Origin of the sequence: Rhodococcus sp. ACPA1, assembly GCF_002300195.1 — a bacterium.
Classification (GTDB): Bacteria; Actinomycetota; Actinomycetes; order Mycobacteriales; family Mycobacteriaceae; genus Rhodococcus_F; species Rhodococcus_F opacus.
In genome coordinates, this window is record NZ_NSDX01000001.1 from 640,053 (window position 1) to 655,702 (window position 15,650).

Consider the following 15,650-nt stretch of genomic DNA (forward strand, 5'->3'; position numbering starts at 1 on the left):
CATGCCGCTGACCCCTGTCCTCAGCCGCTACTGGGACGAGCCCGAGTCCTGGACCCTCGACACGTACCGTCGCCACGACGGGTACGAGGCCCTGCAGAAGGCGCTGCGCATGGACCCGGACGAGGTCATCTCGACGGTCAAGGAGGCAGGACTGCGCGGTCGCGGTGGTGCCGGGTTCCCGACCGGGATGAAGTGGTCGTTCATCCCGCAGGGCGACGACAAGCCGCACTACCTCGTGGTCAACGCCGACGAGTCCGAACCGGGCACCTGCAAGGACATGCCGCTCCTGCTGGCCACGCCGCACGCGCTCGTCGAGGGCGTCATCATCGCGGCGTACGCGATCCGCGCCGGGCACGCCTTCATCTATGTGCGCGGCGAGGTGGTGCCGGTGCTGCGCCGGCTGCACGCCGCGGTCGCGGAGGCGTATGCGGCGGGCTACCTCGGCAAGAACATCCTGGGCACCGGTTTCGACCTCGAACTGGTCGTGCATGCGGGTGCAGGGGCGTACATCTGCGGGGAGGAGACGGCGCTGCTCGATTCGCTGGAGGGTCGCCGTGGTCAGCCTCGGTTGCGTCCGCCGTTCCCCGCGGTGGCCGGTCTCTACGCGTCACCGACCGTCGTCAACAACGTCGAGTCGATTGCGAGCGTCCCACCGATCATCGTGAACGGCATCGAGTGGTTCCGGTCGATGGGCAGTGAGAAGTCGCCCGGCTTCACCCTGTACTCCCTGTCCGGGCACGTGACGAAGCCCGGACAGTACGAGGCCCCGCTCGGAATCACCCTGCGGGAGTTGCTCGAGTACGCGGGTGGAGTCCGCGCAGGGCACCGATTGAAGTTCTGGACTCCGGGCGGTTCCTCGACACCGATCTTCACCGACGAGCATCTCGACGTCGCCCTCGACTACGAGGGTGTCGGCGCCGCCGGATCGATGCTGGGCACCAAGGCCTTGCAGATCTTCGACGAGACCACGTGTGTGGTGCGTGCCGTGCTCCGCTGGACCGAGTTCTATGCGCACGAGTCGTGCGGCAAGTGCACGCCCTGCCGGGAAGGCACCTATTGGCTGGTGCAGATCCTGGAGCGGCTCGAGCGAGGGGAGGGGACCGACGCCGATCTGGAGAAGCTGCTCGACATCGCCGACAACATCCTCGGCAAGTCGTTCTGCGCTCTCGGTGACGGTGCGGCCAGCCCGATCATGTCCTCCATCAAGTACTTCCGCGACGAATACCTCGCACACTTCGAGCAGGGTAGCTGCCCGTTCGACCCGCATCAGTCGACGCTCATGGCTGGAGTACACGCATGATCCGGCGCGGGGGCCGTCCGGTCTGGACCGACGAGCGAGGGAGCACAGCGAATGAGTGACGAGGGAAGGGCGGGCGTGAAAGCCCCGGCGCCCACTAACGAAGTAGGCGTCGTCATCGACGGCGTCGAGGTGAGTGTCCCCAAGGGCACGTTGGTAATTCGTGCCGCGGAGATGATCGGCATTCAGATCCCGCGGTTCTGCGATCACCCGCTGCTCGATCCGGTCGGCGCCTGCCGCCAGTGCCTCGTCGACGTGGAGGGGCAGCGCAAGCCGCTCGCCTCCTGCACCACGACTGTCACCGACGGCATGGTCGTCCACACCCAGCTCACGTCGCCCGTCGCCGACAAGGCGCAGAAGGGTGTGATGGAGTTACTGCTGATCAACCATCCCCTGGACTGCCCGGTGTGCGACAAGGGCGGCGAGTGCCCCCTGCAGAATCAAGCGATGTCGAACGGGCGCGCGGAGTCGCGTTTCGGTGAGGTCAAGCGCACGTTCCCCAAACCGATTCCGCTGTCCACGGAGGTCCTGCTGGACCGTGAGCGGTGCGTGTTGTGCGCGCGGTGTACCCGGTTCTCCCAGCAGGTCGCCGGCGACCCGTTCATCGAACTCATGGAACGGGGCGCACTGCAGCAGGTCGGGATCTACGCGAAGGAACCGTTCGAGTCGTATTTCTCCGGCAACACCGTCCAGATCTGCCCGGTGGGTGCGCTGACGGGTTCCGCGTACCGTTTCCGGGCCCGCCCGTTCGACCTGGTTTCCAGCCCCAGCGTGTGCGAGCACTGTGCGAGCGGGTGCGCCCAGCGCACCGACCACCGGCGGGGGAAGGTGCTGCGCCGGCTGGCGGGCGACGATCCGGAGGTCAACGAGGAGTGGAATTGCGACAAGGGGCGGTGGGCGTTCGCCTACGCCACCGAGCGTGACCGGATCACCGCCCCGTTGGTCCGCGGCGACGACGGCATTCTGGCACCCGCCTCCTGGTCCGAGGCCCTGGCCGTCGCGGCGCGGGGATTGGCCGCTGCGCGGGGGAACGCGGGTGTTCTCGTCGGGGGCCGGTCCACGTGGGAGGACGCGTACGCGTACGCGAAGTTCGCGCGAACAGCGCTCGGCACCAACGACATCGACTTCCGCAGTCGCGCGCACTCCGGTGAGGAGGCCGAGTTCCTGGCCGCCCGGGTGGCGGGGCAGCGACTCGCGGTCACCTACGAGGACCTCGACGTCGCGCCGGTCGTCCTTCTCGCCGCGTTCGAGCCGGAGGAGGAATCGCCGATCGTCTTCCTCCGGCTGCGCAAGGCCGCGCGCGCGAAGGCCGTTCCGGTCTACTCGATCGCCCCGTACACGTCCCGTGGGCTGGAGAAGATGTCCGGCCGGCTGCTGCGGTCCGCGCCGAATGCGGAGGCGGAGGTCCTCGACGGACTCCGCACGGGTGATCTGGACTCGGGTGTCACCGAGCTGCTGCGCCGGCCGGGTGCGGTCATCGTGGTCGGGGAGAGACTCGCCGGGGTGCCGGGGGCGCTGTCCGCGGCGATCCGGCTGGCCGACGACACCGGGGCCCGGCTGGCCTGGGTGCCGCGACGGGCCGGCGAACGAGGCGCGCTCGAGGCGGGCGCGCTGCCCGGACTGCTCCCGGGTGGCAGACCGGTGGGCGATCCGGAGGCGCGGCGGCAGGTCGCGTCCGTATGGAACGTCGCGGATCTGCCGGACACCGCAGGCCGGGATACCGCGGGCATCCTCGCCGCGGCCGAGGCGAAGACGCTCGGGGCGCTGGTGATCGGCGGTGTCGAGGCCGACGACCTCCCCGACCCGCAGGCCGTGCTGGCCGCCGTCGAGGCGGCGGGGTTCGTCGTGAGTCTGGAACTGCGCCGCAGTGCGATCAGCGAGCGCGCGGACGTGGTGTTCCCCATCGCACCGGTCATGGAGAAGCCGGGCACCTTCCTCGACTGGGAAGGGCGCACACGCGATTTCGACGCCGCCCTCCGCGCCACCGGGTCGATGCCCGATCAGCGGGTGCTCCACGCGATCGCCGGCGAAATGGGTGTCTCGCTGGGTCTTCCGGACGCCGCGACCGCACGGCGCGAACTCGAGAGGCTCGGCGCCTGGGACGGTGACTTCCCGGATCCGCCCGACCACCCGCAACCGCCGCGGCGGGAACCCGGGCCGGGGGAGGCGGCGCTCGCCACCTGGCGGATGCTCCTCGACTCGGGACGGCTGCAGGACGGGGAGCCGCACCTGGCAGGCACTGCCCGCACTCCGGTCGTTCGGATGTCCGCGGCCTCGGCGGCAGAGTCGGGTGCCGCTGACGGAGATCCGGTCACCGTCACGACGGAACGGGGCGCCGTCACGCTGCCGTTGGTGATCACCGACATGCCGGATCGAGTGGTGTGGCTGCCCCTCAACTCGCCCGGATCCGCCGTCTACCGGCAACTGGCCGCCCGGGCGGGGAGCGTCGTGAACGTCCGCCGCGCGGCCGGCACCAGCGGGATGGTCGCGGGAGGTGCGCTGTGACGATCGAGGCCGTCTACCCCGACCCTGCGCTGTTCGGCCACGACCCGTGGTGGCTGGTGCTCGGCAAGGCCCTGGCCATCTTCGTGTTCCTCGTCCTCACCCCGCTTCTGACGATCCTGGCCGAACGCAAGGTCATGGCCTGGATGCAGATGCGCGTCGGCCCGAACCGGGTGGGCCCGCGGGGCATGCTGCAGAGCCTCGCCGACGGCATCAAGCTCGCACTGAAGGAGGGGATCGTCCCGAAGGGTGTGGACAAGCCGATCTACATCCTGGCGCCGATCATCGCCGCGGTGCCTGCGTTCATGGCGTTCGCCGTGATCCCGTTCGGCCCGGCGGTGTCGATCTTCGGGCACTACACGCCATTGCAGCTGACGGACCTCCCGGTGGCCGTCCTCTACGTCCTCGCGGCCACATCGATCGGCGTCTACGGCATCGTGCTCGCCGGCTGGGCGTCCGGCTCCACGTACCCGTTGCTGGGAGGGCTGCGCTCGACGGCGCAGGTGATCTCGTACGAGATCGCGATGGCGTTGTCGTTCGCGGCCGTCTTCCTGGACGCCGGAACGATGTCCACGTCGGGCATCGTCGCCGCCCAGGAACACACCTGGTACGTCTTCCTGCTGCTGCCGTCGTTCCTCATCTACGTCACGTCGATGGTCGGCGAGACCAACCGGGCGCCCTTCGACCTGCCCGAGGCGGAAGGCGAACTGGTCGGCGGGTTCCACACCGAGTACTCCTCGCTGAGCTTCGCGATGTTCATGCTCGCCGAGTACGTGAACATGGTGACGGTCTCGGCGCTCGCCACCACACTGTTCCTCGGCGGTTGGCACGCCCCGTTCCCGCTCAGCCTGTGGGACGGCGCCAATTCCGGCTGGTGGCCGGTGCTCTGGTTCACGCTGAAGGTCTGGGGTTTCCTGTTCGTGTTCGTCTGGCTGCGGGCCACGCTGCCCCGGCTGCGGTACGACCAGTTCATGGGTCTCGGCTGGAAGATCCTGATCCCGATCTCGCTGGTGTGGGTCATGATCGTCGCCACCGTCCGGGCCTTCCGCAACGAGGGTTACGACGCCCGGTCGATCGCGCTCGTCGTCGCCGGCCTCGTCGTGGCCCTCGTCGTGGTGGTGCTCCTGTGGAAGCGCCTGCGTCCGGGCGGCGTTCGCGCACCCGAGAAGCCGGTCGAGCCGCGGGGACCTGCCGAACTGGCCCCGGAGACACTCGAACCGTTCGACCCCATGGCCGGTGGATTCCCGGTCCCGCCGATGCCGGGTCAGACGCTGCCTGCGTTCCGGCGCACGCCCGTCTCCGTCGCCGGCGCGCACTCCACCGGTCCCACCCAGGAGGACAGCGATGACTAAATTCCTCGGCCCCATAGCGGGTTTCGGCGTGACCTTCTCGACGATGTTCAAGAAATCGAACACCGAGTTCTACCCCGAGGAGAAGGTGCCGACGGCGGCCCGCTACCACGGCAGGCATCAGCTCAACCGTTACGCGGACGGGTTGGAGAAGTGCATCGGGTGCGAACTGTGTGCCTGGGCGTGCCCCGCCGACGCGATCTACGTGGAGGGCGCCGACAACACCGACGAGGAACGCTTCTCGCCCGGCGAGCGGTACGGCCAGGTGTATCAGATCAACTACCTGCGCTGCATCGGGTGCGGGCTGTGTATCGAGGCGTGCCCGACGCGGGCGCTGACCATGACCAACGAGTACGAGATGGCCGACGACAACCGGGCCGGTCTGATCTACGAGAAGGACCGGCTGCTGGCCCCGCTCGAGTCCGGCATGGTCGAGTCGCCGCACCCGATGGCCCCGGGCACCACCGCTGAGGACTACTACCGCGGCACGGTGACCGGGGGAGCGGTGGCTGCGGCGCAGGACGAGTCCGAGGTCGAGGACACGGCGGGGGACAGGCCGTGATCGAGGGAGGAGAGCCGACGTGGTGAACACGATGCCGTCCGCGGTCCAGCTGGTCGCGGAACCCTTCACCCAGACCTCGACGGGCGAGGGTGTGCAGTTCTGGGTCCTCGCGACCGTGGCCGTGATCGGCGCGCTCGGAGTAGTCAGCGCAACCAAGGCCGTGTACTCGGCTATCTTCCTCGCGACGACCATGATCATCCTGGCTGTCTTCTACATCGCCCAGGGCGCACTCTTCCTCGGCGTCGTGCAGATCGTGGTGTACACCGGCGCGGTCATGATGCTGTTCCTGTTCGTGCTCATGCTCATCGGCGTCGACTCCTCCGAATCCCTCGTGGAGAACCTCCGCGGTCAGCGGGTGGCCGCGATCGCGGCGGGACTGGGATTCGGCCTCCTGCTGATCGGCGGTATCGGGAGTGCGTCCGTCTCCGCGTTCACCGGTCTCGATCAGGCCAACGCGGGGGGCAACGTCGAGGGGCTGGCCGAACTCGTGTTCCTCCGGTACGTGTGGGCTTTCGAACTGACCGGTGCGTTGCTGATCACCGCGACCATCGGAGCGATGGTGCTCGCCCACCGGGAGCGTTTCGAGCCGCGGAAGGACCAGCGCGAGTTGTCCCAGGACCGCGTCCGCGAGGGTGCCCGTGTCACACCGCTGCCCAGTCCGGGTGTCTACGCGCGGCACAACGCCGTCGACATACCGGCGTTGCTGCCCGACGGTACGTTCTCCGAGCTGTCCGTCAGCCGGTCGCTCGAGCGGCGGCCGAGCCTGCCCGCCCGGGCGCTGGGCACCGCGGACGTCGCGACCCCCGAACCCGGTGCCACCGACGAGGGGGGTCGGCGATGAACCCCGAGAACTACCTCTACCTGTCGGCGCTGCTGTTCACGATCGGTGCGGCCGGGGTGCTGATCCGCCGCAACGCGATCATCGTGTTCATGTGCATCGAACTGATGCTCAACGCCTCGAATCTGGCGTTCGTGACGTTCGCCCGGATGCACGGCAACCTCGACGGCCAGGTCTTCGCATTCTTCACGATGGTCGTCGCGGCCGCCGAGGTCGTCGTCGGTCTGGCGATCATCATGACCATCTTCCGTTCCCGCCGTTCGGCTTCCGTCGACGACGCCAACCTCCTCAAGAACTGACGGGTCCCCGATGACGCACATCCTCGAGAAGGTGACTTTGCCCGACGACGACTCCCCGATCGGCGGTGCGGCATGAGCGGAACGCTCTCGTCGGCCGTGTGGCTGCTGCCGGTTCTGCCGCTCTTCGGAGCCGCCGTGCTCCTGCTGGCGGGCCGGCGCAGCGATGCGCGGGGTCATCTCCTCGGCTGCGCGACGGCACTGGTCTCCTTCGCGCTCGGCGTCGTCTTCTTCGTCGACATGCTGGGCCGGGACGCAGCCGAGCGGGTCGTGCACCAGACCCTGTTCAGCTGGGTGCCCGTCGGCGAACTCCAGGTGGACTTCGGTCTCCAACTCGACCAGCTGTCCGTGTGCTTCGTGCTGCTGATCACCGGAGTGGGTTCGCTGATCCACATCTATTCGGTCGGCTACATGGCGCACGACCCGGAACGACGGCGTTTCTTCGCCTACCTCAATCTGTTCCTCGCCGCGATGCTGCTGCTGGTGCTGGCCGACAACTTCCTCGGCCTGTACGTCGGCTGGGAGGGTGTCGGTCTCGCCTCGTACCTGCTCATCGGGTTCTGGCAGTACAAGCCGTCCGCGGCGGCGGCCGCGAAGAAGGCGTTCGTGGTCAACCGCGTCGGTGACATGGGTCTGGTCCTCGCGATCATGATCATGTTCTCGACTTTCGGCTCGATCGAGTTCGCCGACGTGTTCACTCGTGCCGACGCCGCCAGCGAGGGCGTGCTGACCGCGATCGGGCTCGCGCTGCTGCTCGCCGCGTGCGGCAAATCGGCGCAGGTCCCGTTGCAGTCGTGGCTCGGTGACGCCATGGAAGGCCCGACACCGGTGTCGGCGCTCATCCACGCCGCGACCATGGTCACGGCGGGTGTGTATCTGATCGTCCGGTCCAACGCGATCTTCGACCTGGCCCCGAATGCCCAGCTCGCCGTCGTGATCGTCGGCGCGGTGACCCTGCTGTTCGGCGCGATCATCGGCTGCGCGAAGGACGACATCAAGAAGGCGCTGGCGGCATCCACGATGAGCCAGATCGGGTACATGGTGCTGGCCGCCGGTCTGGGACCGGCCGGGTACGCGTTCGCGATCATGCTGCTGCTCACCCACGGCTTCTTCAAGGCAGGCCTGTTCCTCGGCGCCGGCTCGGTGATGCACGGCATGAACGACGAGGTGAACATGCGCCGCTACGGCGGTCTGCGCACCGTCATGCCGATCACGTTCGTCACGTTCGGGCTGGGATACCTGGCCATCATCGGGATTCCGCCGTTCTCCGGCTTCTTCTCCAAGGACAAGATCATCGAAGCGGCGTTCGCCGCCGAGGGCGTTCAGGGCGTCGTCCTCGGGACGGTCACGCTGCTCGGCGCGGGACTCACCGCCTTCTACATGACCAGGGTGATGCTGATGACCTTCTTCGGACAACCGCGGTGGGCTTCCGGGGCGAGCGACGCGAGCGGGGATCGTCCCGTCGCCGACCCACACGAATCGCCAGGGGTGATGACGGTGCCGATGATTCTGCTCGCGGTCGGTTCGGTCGCCGCCGGCGCCCTACTCGCCGTCGGCTCCTCCCTGCAGCACTGGCTGGAACCGGTCGTCGGCGCCCACCACGGCGAGCCCGCCCTGCCCCTGTGGGCGATCACCGCACTCACTCTGGTGGTGGTGCTCGCGGGAGTCGCGGTGGCCTACCGGCAGTACGCCCGGCAGCCGATCCCCGAGGTCGCGCCGGAGAAGGTCACCGCATTCACCGCCGCAGCCCGGAAGGACCTGTACGGCGACGCGTTCAACGAGGCGGCGCTGATGCGTCCCGGGCAGGAACTGACGCGAACACTCGTGACCGTCGACGGCAGGGGAGTCGACGGCGCCGTCAACGGGTTCGCCGCGCTCGTCGGCGGAACGTCGATGCGGGTGCGGCGTCTGCAGACCGGGTTCGTCCGGTCGTACGCGCTGTTCATGTTCGCCGGTGCGGCACTTCTGGTCGCGACGATGCTGGTGAGGCTGTGGTGAGCGGGTTCCCGTGGCTGACCGCCCTCTGGGTGCTGCCACTCGTCGGTGCCGGTGTGGTCCTGGCTCTGCCCGTCCACAAGCGCGCGCTCGCGAAATCCGTTGCCGTGGGCGTGTCCGTGGTGGTGCTGTGCCTGGCGGTCGTGCTGGCGATCCGGTTCGATCCGACCGGCGAGCAGTACCAGTTCGTGGAATCGCACGCCTGGATCCCGGCGTTCGGCACCCGGTACATCCTGGGCCTCGACGGCATCGCGCTCGTCCTGGTGCTCCTCACCGCCGTTCTGGTCCCGCTGCTGCTGCTGGCGGGGTGGAACGACGGTGACACCGCGCCCGACTACGGGCAGCGGCGGATGGCCCACACATACGTGGCACTGACGCTGATGGTCGAGGCGATGGTGATCGTGTCGTTCACCGCCCTCGACGTCCTGCTCTTCTACATCTTCTTCGAGGCCATGCTCATCCCGATGTACTTCCTGATCGGAGGATTCGGCGGGGTGGGGAGGACGTACGCCGCGGTGAAGTTCCTGCTCTACAACCTGTTCGGCGGCCTGATCATGCTGGCCGCGGTCATCGGGGTGTACGTGGTGACGGCGCGCCAGGACGTCTTCGGCGGCGGCACTTTCGACTTCCGGGTGATCGTCGCCGAAGGGCTGGACGCCGACCCCGGCGTGCTGAAAGCGCTGTTCCTCGGTTTTATGTTCGCGTTCGCGGTCAAGGCGCCGTTGTGGCCGTTCCACACGTGGCTGCCGGGCGCCGCGGTGGAAGCCACCCCGGCCAGCGCGGTGCTCATGATGGCCGTCGTCGACAAGGTCGGGACGTTCGGCATGCTGCGCTACTGCCTGCAGATGTTCCCCGAGGCGTCCGCGTACTTCGCACCCTTCGTCACGGTGCTGGCGGTGATCGGCATCATCTACGGCGCGGTGCTGGCCATCGGCCAGACCGACGTGATGCGACTGATCGCCTACACGTCGATCTCGCACTTCGGGTTCATCATTCTCGGCATCTTCGCCATGACGAGCCAGGGACAGGCCGGATCGACGCTGTACATGGTCAACCACGGCATCTCGACGGCGGCGCTGTTCCTGATCGCGGGGTTCCTGGTGTCGCGGCGCGGCACCCGCCTCATCGCCGACTACGGCGGGGTGCAGAAGGTCGCGCCGGTGATGGCAGGGACGTTCCTCGTGGCGGGCCTCGCCACGCTGTCGCTGCCCGGCCTGGCGCCGTTCATCAGCGAGTTCCTCGTCCTGGTCGGCACGTTCTCGCGCTACCAGATCGCTGCCGTGGTCGCGACTTTCGCGCTCGTCCTCGCCGCGATCTACGTGCTGTGGCTCTATCAGCGGATGATGACCGGGCCGCTGAAGGAGGGCAACGAGACCGTCCGCGATCTCGTGCGCCGTGAGATCGCGGTCGTGGCGCCGTTGATCGCCCTGCTGCTCGTCCTCGGCGTCTATCCCAAGCCCGTGCTGGACGTCATCACACCCGCGGTGAGCCATGTCCTCGTCACCGTTGGTCAGCACGATCCAGCACCCACCGTCGCCGGACAGGACCCAGAGGGAGGCACACACCGATGAGTACCTCCGAACTCGTACTCGCCCAGTCCTCGACGTTGCGCGCGCCGGACATCGAATACGGTCAGCTGGCACCGATGTTGATCGTGTTCGGCGTTGCTGTCGCCGGTGTGCTCGTCGAGGCGTTCCTGCCCCGGCGCGGCCGCTACTCGAGCCATCTCGTACTCGCGCTCGGAGGACTCACCGCCGCGTTCGTCGCCGTCGTCATGCTCGCCGGAACCCGCGACTCCACAGTCGCGGGCGCGGTGGCCGTCGACGGCCCGACGCTGTTCCTCCAGGGAACGATCCTGCTGATCTCGATCCCCGCGATCCTGCTCATCGCCGAGCGGAGCGTCGACAGCGGGGTCGCCGCCGCGACCGCGGAGGTCACGGCCGCGAGTGCAGCCGAGCCGGAAGGCGGAACCGACGCCTTCACCCCGCAGGCATTCGCCGTCCCCGGCAGCGTCGCCGAACGGGAGGCCACCAAGAACGCCCCGGGGCACACCGAGGTCTTTCCACTCACCCTGTTCGCGGTCGGCGGGATGCTCCTGTTCCCGGCGTCCAACGACCTCCTCACCATGTTCGTGGCGCTCGAGGTCCTGTCGCTGCCGCTGTATCTGCTGTGCGGGCTGGCACGGCGTCGCCGTCTCCTGTCGCAGGAGGCGGCACTCAAATACTTTCTGCTCGGGGCGTTCTCGTCGGCGTTCTTCCTGTTCGGGGTGGCCTTGCTGTACGGCTACGCCGGAACCGTCGAGTTGCCGAGGATTGCCGACGCGCTCGCCCGGGGCACCGACGACAAGACGCTGGCGCTGATCGGTACCGCGCTGCTGTCGGTGGGCCTGTTGTTCAAGATCGGCGCCGTCCCGTTCCACTCCTGGATCCCCGACGTCTATCAGGGTGCACCGACCCCGATCACCGCCTTCATGGCGGCGGCCACCAAGGTCGCGGCCGTCGGCGCGATGCTGCGCATCTTCTATGTGGCACTGCCCGACCTGCGGGCGGACTGGCGGCCCGTGATGTGGGGCGTCGCCATCCTCACCATGGTTGTCGGTGCGGTCATGGCGGTCACGCAGAACGACGTCAAGCGGATGCTCGCGTACTCGTCGGTCGCGCACGCAGGATTCATCCTCACCGGTCTGGTCGCGGCCAACCGGGCCGGTCTGTCGTCCACGATGTTCTACCTCTTGGCCTACGGATTCAGCACGCTCGGCGCGTTTGCCGTCGTCACGCTGGTGCGGGACAGTCGGGGCGAGGCGACGGACCTGTCCCGCTGGGCGGGGCTGGGCCGGCGCTCGCCCCTGGTCGGCGGGGTCTTCGCGCTGTTCCTGCTGGCGTTCGCCGGAATCCCCTTGACGAGTGGGTTCGTCAGCAAGTTCGCGGTCTTCCAGGCCGCTATCGAGGGCGGCGCCGTTCCGCTCGTTCTCGTCGGTGTCGTCAGCAGCGCGATCGCGGCGTTCTTCTACGTCCGGGTCATCGTCCTGATGTTCTTCTCGGAGCCGCAGAGCGACGCCCCGACGATCGTGGTGCCCAGCATGTTCACCGCCGCGGCCATCGCGGTCGGAGTGGTGGTGACGGTGGTGCTCGGAATCCTGCCGCAGGGGGCACTCGATCTGGCCGACCAGGCCGCGGTGTTCTTCCGCTGACTCGGGGCGCTGCCGGTTCGTCGCGGGGCGCGAGCGTCCGATGTGACGGATGTAGTCCAAGTGGCTGGCGGGACCCGTGTGAGTGTGGTGGAATGCAAACCGGACAAGATACCGACTGAGCGAGAGTGAATGTCGGAGACACGCCGGAGCGCGACCGATCGGATATGGGGGCCACAGTGCAGATTTCTCGGAGAGACCTGTTCCGGTACGCGGCAGCGGGATCCGCCGTGGCCGGGATCGCGGCGCTCACGTCCACCACGTCCTCGGTCGGCGTCGCGAAGGCGGACAGCCTCGGCATCCTGATCGACTACGCCGGTGGGGTGCCCTCGGCGGACGCCATTCTCGAGGCCGGCTATGCCGGCGCCATCCGCTACGTGTCCGACCGCCGTCCCGGCGCCGAATGGATGGAAGGCAAGCCGATGCTCGCCGACGAGGCGCAGGCGTTGCTCGACGCCGGACTGTCGGTCGTCTCGTGCTACCAGTTCGGCAAGGGGCCGACGGCCGATTGGCGCGGCGGTCTCGAGGCGGGCAAGCGGCACGCGGAGCGCGGACTCGAATTGCACCTCGCCGCAGGCGGTTCCGAGGACCGGCCCATCTACGCGTCGATCGACGACAATCCCACGCCCGCCGATTTCCTCACCATGATCGCCCCGTACCTCGCCGGGTGGGAGTCGGTGGTCGGCAAGGGCAACACCGGCATCTACGCCAACTCCGCGACGCTGGATCTGGCCGTCCTCGCCGGGCTCGGATCGTGGTACTGGCAGCACGATTGGGGCACACCCGAGGGGTACGTCCACCCGTCGGCGCACCTGCACCAGTACGAGATCGATGCGAGCAACGTCGACGGGGTCGGCATCGACCTCAACGACATCCTGAAGCCCGACTACGGGCAGTGGTGACCGGGCTAGGCCGCCGGTTGCCCGCCCATCCGGGCAAGCCACTCCCGGGCGTCGTCGGGTAGCTTGCCGGCGGCTTCCGCTGCGCGGCACCACTTCTTGGCCGCGGCGAGAAAATTCATCGGGTTGTACGCGTCTTCCTCGCGTGACCACAGGTTGTCGCCGGCGTAGTGCAGGATCGTGATGTTCGCGGCCGCGTGCTCCGAACCGTCGCCGGGATCTTCCATCGGGTTGTCGATCTCGCAGATGACCCATCCGCGGTCCTCGTCGATCACGTACCAGTTCGCCGGGAACGCGGTCATCCGGCTGCCGGGGAACGCCGACATGGTGCGCGTGACCCATGTCCGAATGGCCTCGCGTCCGTCGAAGACTCCGAAAGCGTGCTCGACGTACGTGGCGTCCTCTGTGAAGAGGTCGGCGAAGCCGTTCCAGTCTCCGCGTTCGACGCAGCGGCTGACGGTTCGCTGGTAGTGCGCGAAGGCCTCTTCGAGCTCGGCACGACTCCACGGCATGTGTGCATCCCTTCTCTCGTCCGGCACCCGAATGCGAGCGCCCCCGGAAGATGAGAACACGTTTCAGTTCGTATGTGGGACGTTTTCCGGTGGATGGGACGGCGTGAAACGCTCCTCGAGGCAACTCCGATTACCTGGTGTCACTCTTTTCACTCTGGAACCCGGAGGTCTCCCATGGAGCTGCTTCTCAATTTCGTGTACACCGTCGCCTCGGTCGTCTATACCGCGCTGTTCGTCAACGGATCCTGATGAAGATGTGCACACTACACACCTTGTGTATGGTGCACAATAATGCCTCGGGCAGAATGGCGGTAACTACTGGAGGTGTCGGTGTCCGATCGTGACGAGGTGGCGGCAGATGTCGAGAACGAATTGACATTGCTGTCGCGCTATCACGCCCATGCGCAACGGGCGGGATTCCAACTCGACCGTTCCGCCTACCTACTCCTCGGACGCCTGGAACTGGAACATCCGCTCAGCCTGAAGCAGCTCGCCGAGGCATTCCGACTCGACATCTCGACCATCAACCGGCAGATCGGCGCGTTGCTGAAGCGCGGCCTCGTCGAACGCGTCCCCGACCCGGACGGCGGAATGGCCCGCAAGGTAGAGGCCACCGCGCTGGGGCTCGAACAACTTCACGCCGACCGGGCGCTGGGCCGAAAAGGCGTCGAGCGCATCATCGCCGAGTGGAGTGACCACGACCGGGGCGAGCTGCGCCGGCTGCTGACGAAGTTCAACGGCGAGATCGAGACGTACGACGGCAAATCCTGGCCGCGCGCCGGGCGGACGTCGTGACGGACCGCGTCAGGACTGGACGTGGGCGGTCGCGTCCCGGGCGAGGTCCGGTTCCTCGGCGATGACCGTGAGGTGAGGGTGTTCCGGCGGCGAGTCGTGCCACCCCTTCCACGCCATCAGGGACCACCGCGACAGCCCCGACAGGGCAGACCCGAGGCTGGCGAACGAGGCGGTGCTCAGTGCCGAGCCTGCCGACCCGACCGATCCGATCGAGAGCACCGAGCCGACACTCCCGATGGACAGGATGGAGTAGGCGGAACCGATCGAGAGGATCGACCCCTCCGACCGAATCGACAGTATGGACCGCCGGGCGTGTCGCGATCGCAGTGAGTGGTCGGGTGCGTGATGCGTCGAGGGCATTCCTCGGTCTACCACGGTGGTGCCGTCGGCAACAGTGAAGTGGTGCAGACATGAGCGAAGGGCCCTCCGGAAGATCCGGAGGGCCCTTCGCTCGTCAGCTGTGAAGAGTTACGCGACCTGGAACATTCCGACGGTGGGGAGGAAGCTGCACGTGATCGGCGCGGCGCCTTCCTTCTGCGTGGTCAGTCCACCCGACACGACCGCGAGGACGCGGCCCGGGCCGGTGTCCGCGATCGCCGACAGGGTTGCCGGTCCGTCGGGGTTGATCTTGGCCTCGTTGGTGAGGTTCTGGGTGGCGCGCCGCTGGTTGTCCAGGTTGATCCACGTCACGGTCAGCGGATTGGGCTGTTCGGCGGCAACGGAACTGGTTCCGAGGGCGGTGAACACGAAACCGGCCTGACCTGCCTTGGGTCCGGGCGGGGGCAGCTGGGCCGGACCGGGGACCGCGAGTGCGGTGCCCACGGAGTCGGCGCCCTCTCCGATGCAGCCCTTGCCGATGGTCGGGTAGAGGAACTGCGCGATGACGGGTGCGTTCTCCTGCGGGATCTCGGGTCCGCCGCCGCCGCTGCCGTCGAGGAACGTGATGACGCGCTCGAGGGTGGACTTGAGTTCCGGCGGGATGCCGGGGGACTCGAGGAGGATGCGGGCCTGGTCCAGGATCGCGTCCTGAGGTCCTGCGGCGATGTCTTCGGTACCAGCTGCTGCGCCGATGATCGCGGGTGCGAACGATGCGAGCATCTCCACGGGGATGCCTTCGGGCACGGGCGGCGGCGTCGGCTGCGCATTCGCCTGGGCCGGCACTGCCATAGCGGCTGCTGCGGCAACAGCGAGAGCAGTGACTGCTCTGCGCATACCTCGGGTTCGAAGCACAGTCTCCCCATCCTTAGTCATAACAGCGTGGACGACAACTCAATCCACGTCTGACGGCTCGGGGGGTCACTCTATGTACAGCGCCCCCGGGTTGTACAGCTCACGAGTTCGTTCACCGATAGCTGCGGCATCCCGGTGGGAGTGTATGGCATACAGACCCCGACGGTGATCTTCCGGTGACCATAGCT

General features: G+C 67.7%; 14 protein-coding genes. 11 read left to right on the forward strand and 3 right to left on the reverse strand.

Annotated elements, in window-relative coordinates:
• Position 1 precedes the first annotated feature (1 nt).
• From nuoF to CJ177_RS02890, 10 genes are all read left to right on the forward strand, one after another.
• Positions 2–1,300, forward strand: coding sequence for an NADH-quinone oxidoreductase subunit NuoF (gene nuoF / locus CJ177_RS02845; protein ID WP_095867236.1), 1,299 nt, complete (start codon positions 2–4; stop codon positions 1,298–1,300).
• A gap of 51 nt (positions 1,301–1,351) precedes the next feature.
• Positions 1,352–3,802 carry an NADH-quinone oxidoreductase subunit G gene (locus CJ177_RS02850; protein ID WP_095867237.1) on the forward strand — a complete coding sequence of 817 codons (2,451 nt, stop codon included), beginning with the start codon at positions 1,352–1,354 and terminating at the stop codon, positions 3,800–3,802.
• Entirely contained in the window at positions 3,799–5,151 is a 1,353-nt protein-coding gene (nuoH, locus tag CJ177_RS02855; protein ID WP_095867238.1) for an NADH-quinone oxidoreductase subunit NuoH, read from the forward strand. The genes CJ177_RS02850 and nuoH overlap by 4 nt, the downstream gene beginning before the upstream one ends.
• Positions 5,144–5,710 carry an NADH-quinone oxidoreductase subunit NuoI gene (nuoI, locus tag CJ177_RS02860; RefSeq protein ID WP_095867239.1) on the forward strand — a complete coding sequence of 189 codons (567 nt, stop codon included), beginning with the start codon at positions 5,144–5,146 and terminating at the stop codon, positions 5,708–5,710. Before nuoH ends, nuoI begins: the two co-directional genes overlap by 8 nt.
• Positions 5,711–5,741: 31 nt before the next feature.
• On the forward strand, positions 5,742–6,551 hold the full coding sequence (locus CJ177_RS02865) for an NADH-quinone oxidoreductase subunit J (protein WP_005239115.1): 810 nt from the start codon (positions 5,742–5,744) through the stop codon (positions 6,549–6,551).
• Complete coding sequence (gene nuoK, locus CJ177_RS02870; protein ID WP_005239116.1) at positions 6,548–6,847, forward strand: NADH-quinone oxidoreductase subunit NuoK; 300 nt, start codon at positions 6,548–6,550, stop codon at positions 6,845–6,847. Before CJ177_RS02865 ends, nuoK begins: the two co-directional genes overlap by 4 nt.
• 72 nt (positions 6,848–6,919) lie before the next feature.
• Positions 6,920–8,842 carry an NADH-quinone oxidoreductase subunit L gene (gene nuoL / locus CJ177_RS02875; protein ID WP_095867240.1) on the forward strand — a complete coding sequence of 641 codons (1,923 nt, stop codon included), beginning with the start codon at positions 6,920–6,922 and terminating at the stop codon, positions 8,840–8,842.
• Positions 8,839–10,410: an NADH-quinone oxidoreductase subunit M gene (locus CJ177_RS02880; protein WP_005239118.1), complete on the forward strand. Its 1,572-nt coding sequence runs from the start codon at positions 8,839–8,841 to the stop codon at positions 10,408–10,410. Before nuoL ends, CJ177_RS02880 begins: the two co-directional genes overlap by 4 nt.
• A complete protein-coding gene (nuoN, locus tag CJ177_RS02885) occupies positions 10,407–12,029 on the forward strand; it encodes an NADH-quinone oxidoreductase subunit NuoN (protein ID WP_095867241.1) in 1,623 nt (540 codons plus the stop codon). Before CJ177_RS02880 ends, nuoN begins: the two co-directional genes overlap by 4 nt.
• A 164-nt stretch (positions 12,030–12,193) precedes the next feature.
• Positions 12,194–12,928, forward strand: coding sequence for a DUF1906 domain-containing protein (locus CJ177_RS02890; RefSeq protein WP_095867242.1), 735 nt, complete (start codon positions 12,194–12,196; stop codon positions 12,926–12,928).
• A gap of 5 nt (positions 12,929–12,933) precedes the next feature.
• Here CJ177_RS02890 and CJ177_RS02895 read toward each other — a convergent pair whose 3' ends face one another.
• Positions 12,934–13,437 (reverse strand): nuclear transport factor 2 family protein, encoded by a 504-nt coding sequence (locus CJ177_RS02895; protein WP_095867243.1) that lies wholly within the window; start codon positions 13,435–13,437, stop codon positions 12,934–12,936.
• 324 nt (positions 13,438–13,761) lie between these two features.
• Between CJ177_RS02895 and CJ177_RS02900 the strand changes: the two genes are divergently transcribed.
• Complete coding sequence (locus tag CJ177_RS02900) at positions 13,762–14,232, forward strand: MarR family winged helix-turn-helix transcriptional regulator (RefSeq protein ID WP_025432180.1); 471 nt, start codon at positions 13,762–13,764, stop codon at positions 14,230–14,232.
• Positions 14,233–14,241: 9 nt separating this feature from the next.
• Here CJ177_RS02900 and CJ177_RS02905 read toward each other — a convergent pair whose 3' ends face one another.
• Positions 14,242–14,592: a hypothetical protein gene (locus CJ177_RS02905; RefSeq protein ID WP_005239128.1), complete on the reverse strand. Its 351-nt coding sequence runs from the start codon at positions 14,590–14,592 to the stop codon at positions 14,242–14,244.
• A gap of 108 nt (positions 14,593–14,700) precedes the next feature.
• Positions 14,701–15,483: a hypothetical protein gene (locus CJ177_RS02910; RefSeq protein WP_179443150.1), complete on the reverse strand. Its 783-nt coding sequence runs from the start codon at positions 15,481–15,483 to the stop codon at positions 14,701–14,703.
• Positions 15,484–15,650: the final 167 nt, after the last annotated feature.

Excerpts from the sequence above, each read along its gene's own strand:
- nuoF (WP_095867236.1), top strand. The coding sequence starts at position 2 with ATGCCGCTGACCCCTGTCCTCAGCCGCTACTGGGACGAGCCCGAGTCC.
- CJ177_RS02850 (WP_095867237.1), top strand. The coding sequence starts at position 1,352 with ATGAGTGACGAGGGAAGGGCGGGCGTGAAAGCCCCGGCGCCCACTAAC.
- nuoI (WP_095867239.1), top strand. The coding sequence starts at position 5,144 with ATGACTAAATTCCTCGGCCCCATAGCGGGTTTCGGCGTGACCTTCTCG.
- CJ177_RS02865 (WP_005239115.1), top strand. The coding sequence starts at position 5,742 with ATGCCGTCCGCGGTCCAGCTGGTCGCGGAACCCTTCACCCAGACCTCG.
- nuoK (WP_005239116.1), top strand. The coding sequence starts at position 6,548 with ATGAACCCCGAGAACTACCTCTACCTGTCGGCGCTGCTGTTCACGATC.
- nuoL (WP_095867240.1), top strand. The coding sequence starts at position 6,920 with ATGAGCGGAACGCTCTCGTCGGCCGTGTGGCTGCTGCCGGTTCTGCCG.
- nuoN (WP_095867241.1), top strand. The coding sequence starts at position 10,407 with ATGAGTACCTCCGAACTCGTACTCGCCCAGTCCTCGACGTTGCGCGCG.
- CJ177_RS02890 (WP_095867242.1), top strand. The coding sequence starts at position 12,194 with ATGGGGGCCACAGTGCAGATTTCTCGGAGAGACCTGTTCCGGTACGCG.
- CJ177_RS02895 (WP_095867243.1), bottom strand. The coding sequence starts at position 13,437 with ATGCCGTGGAGTCGTGCCGAGCTCGAAGAGGCCTTCGCGCACTACCAG.
- CJ177_RS02905 (WP_005239128.1), bottom strand. The coding sequence starts at position 14,592 with ATGCCCTCGACGCATCACGCACCCGACCACTCACTGCGATCGCGACAC.
- CJ177_RS02910 (WP_179443150.1), bottom strand. The coding sequence starts at position 15,483 with ATGACTAAGGATGGGGAGACTGTGCTTCGAACCCGAGGTATGCGCAGA.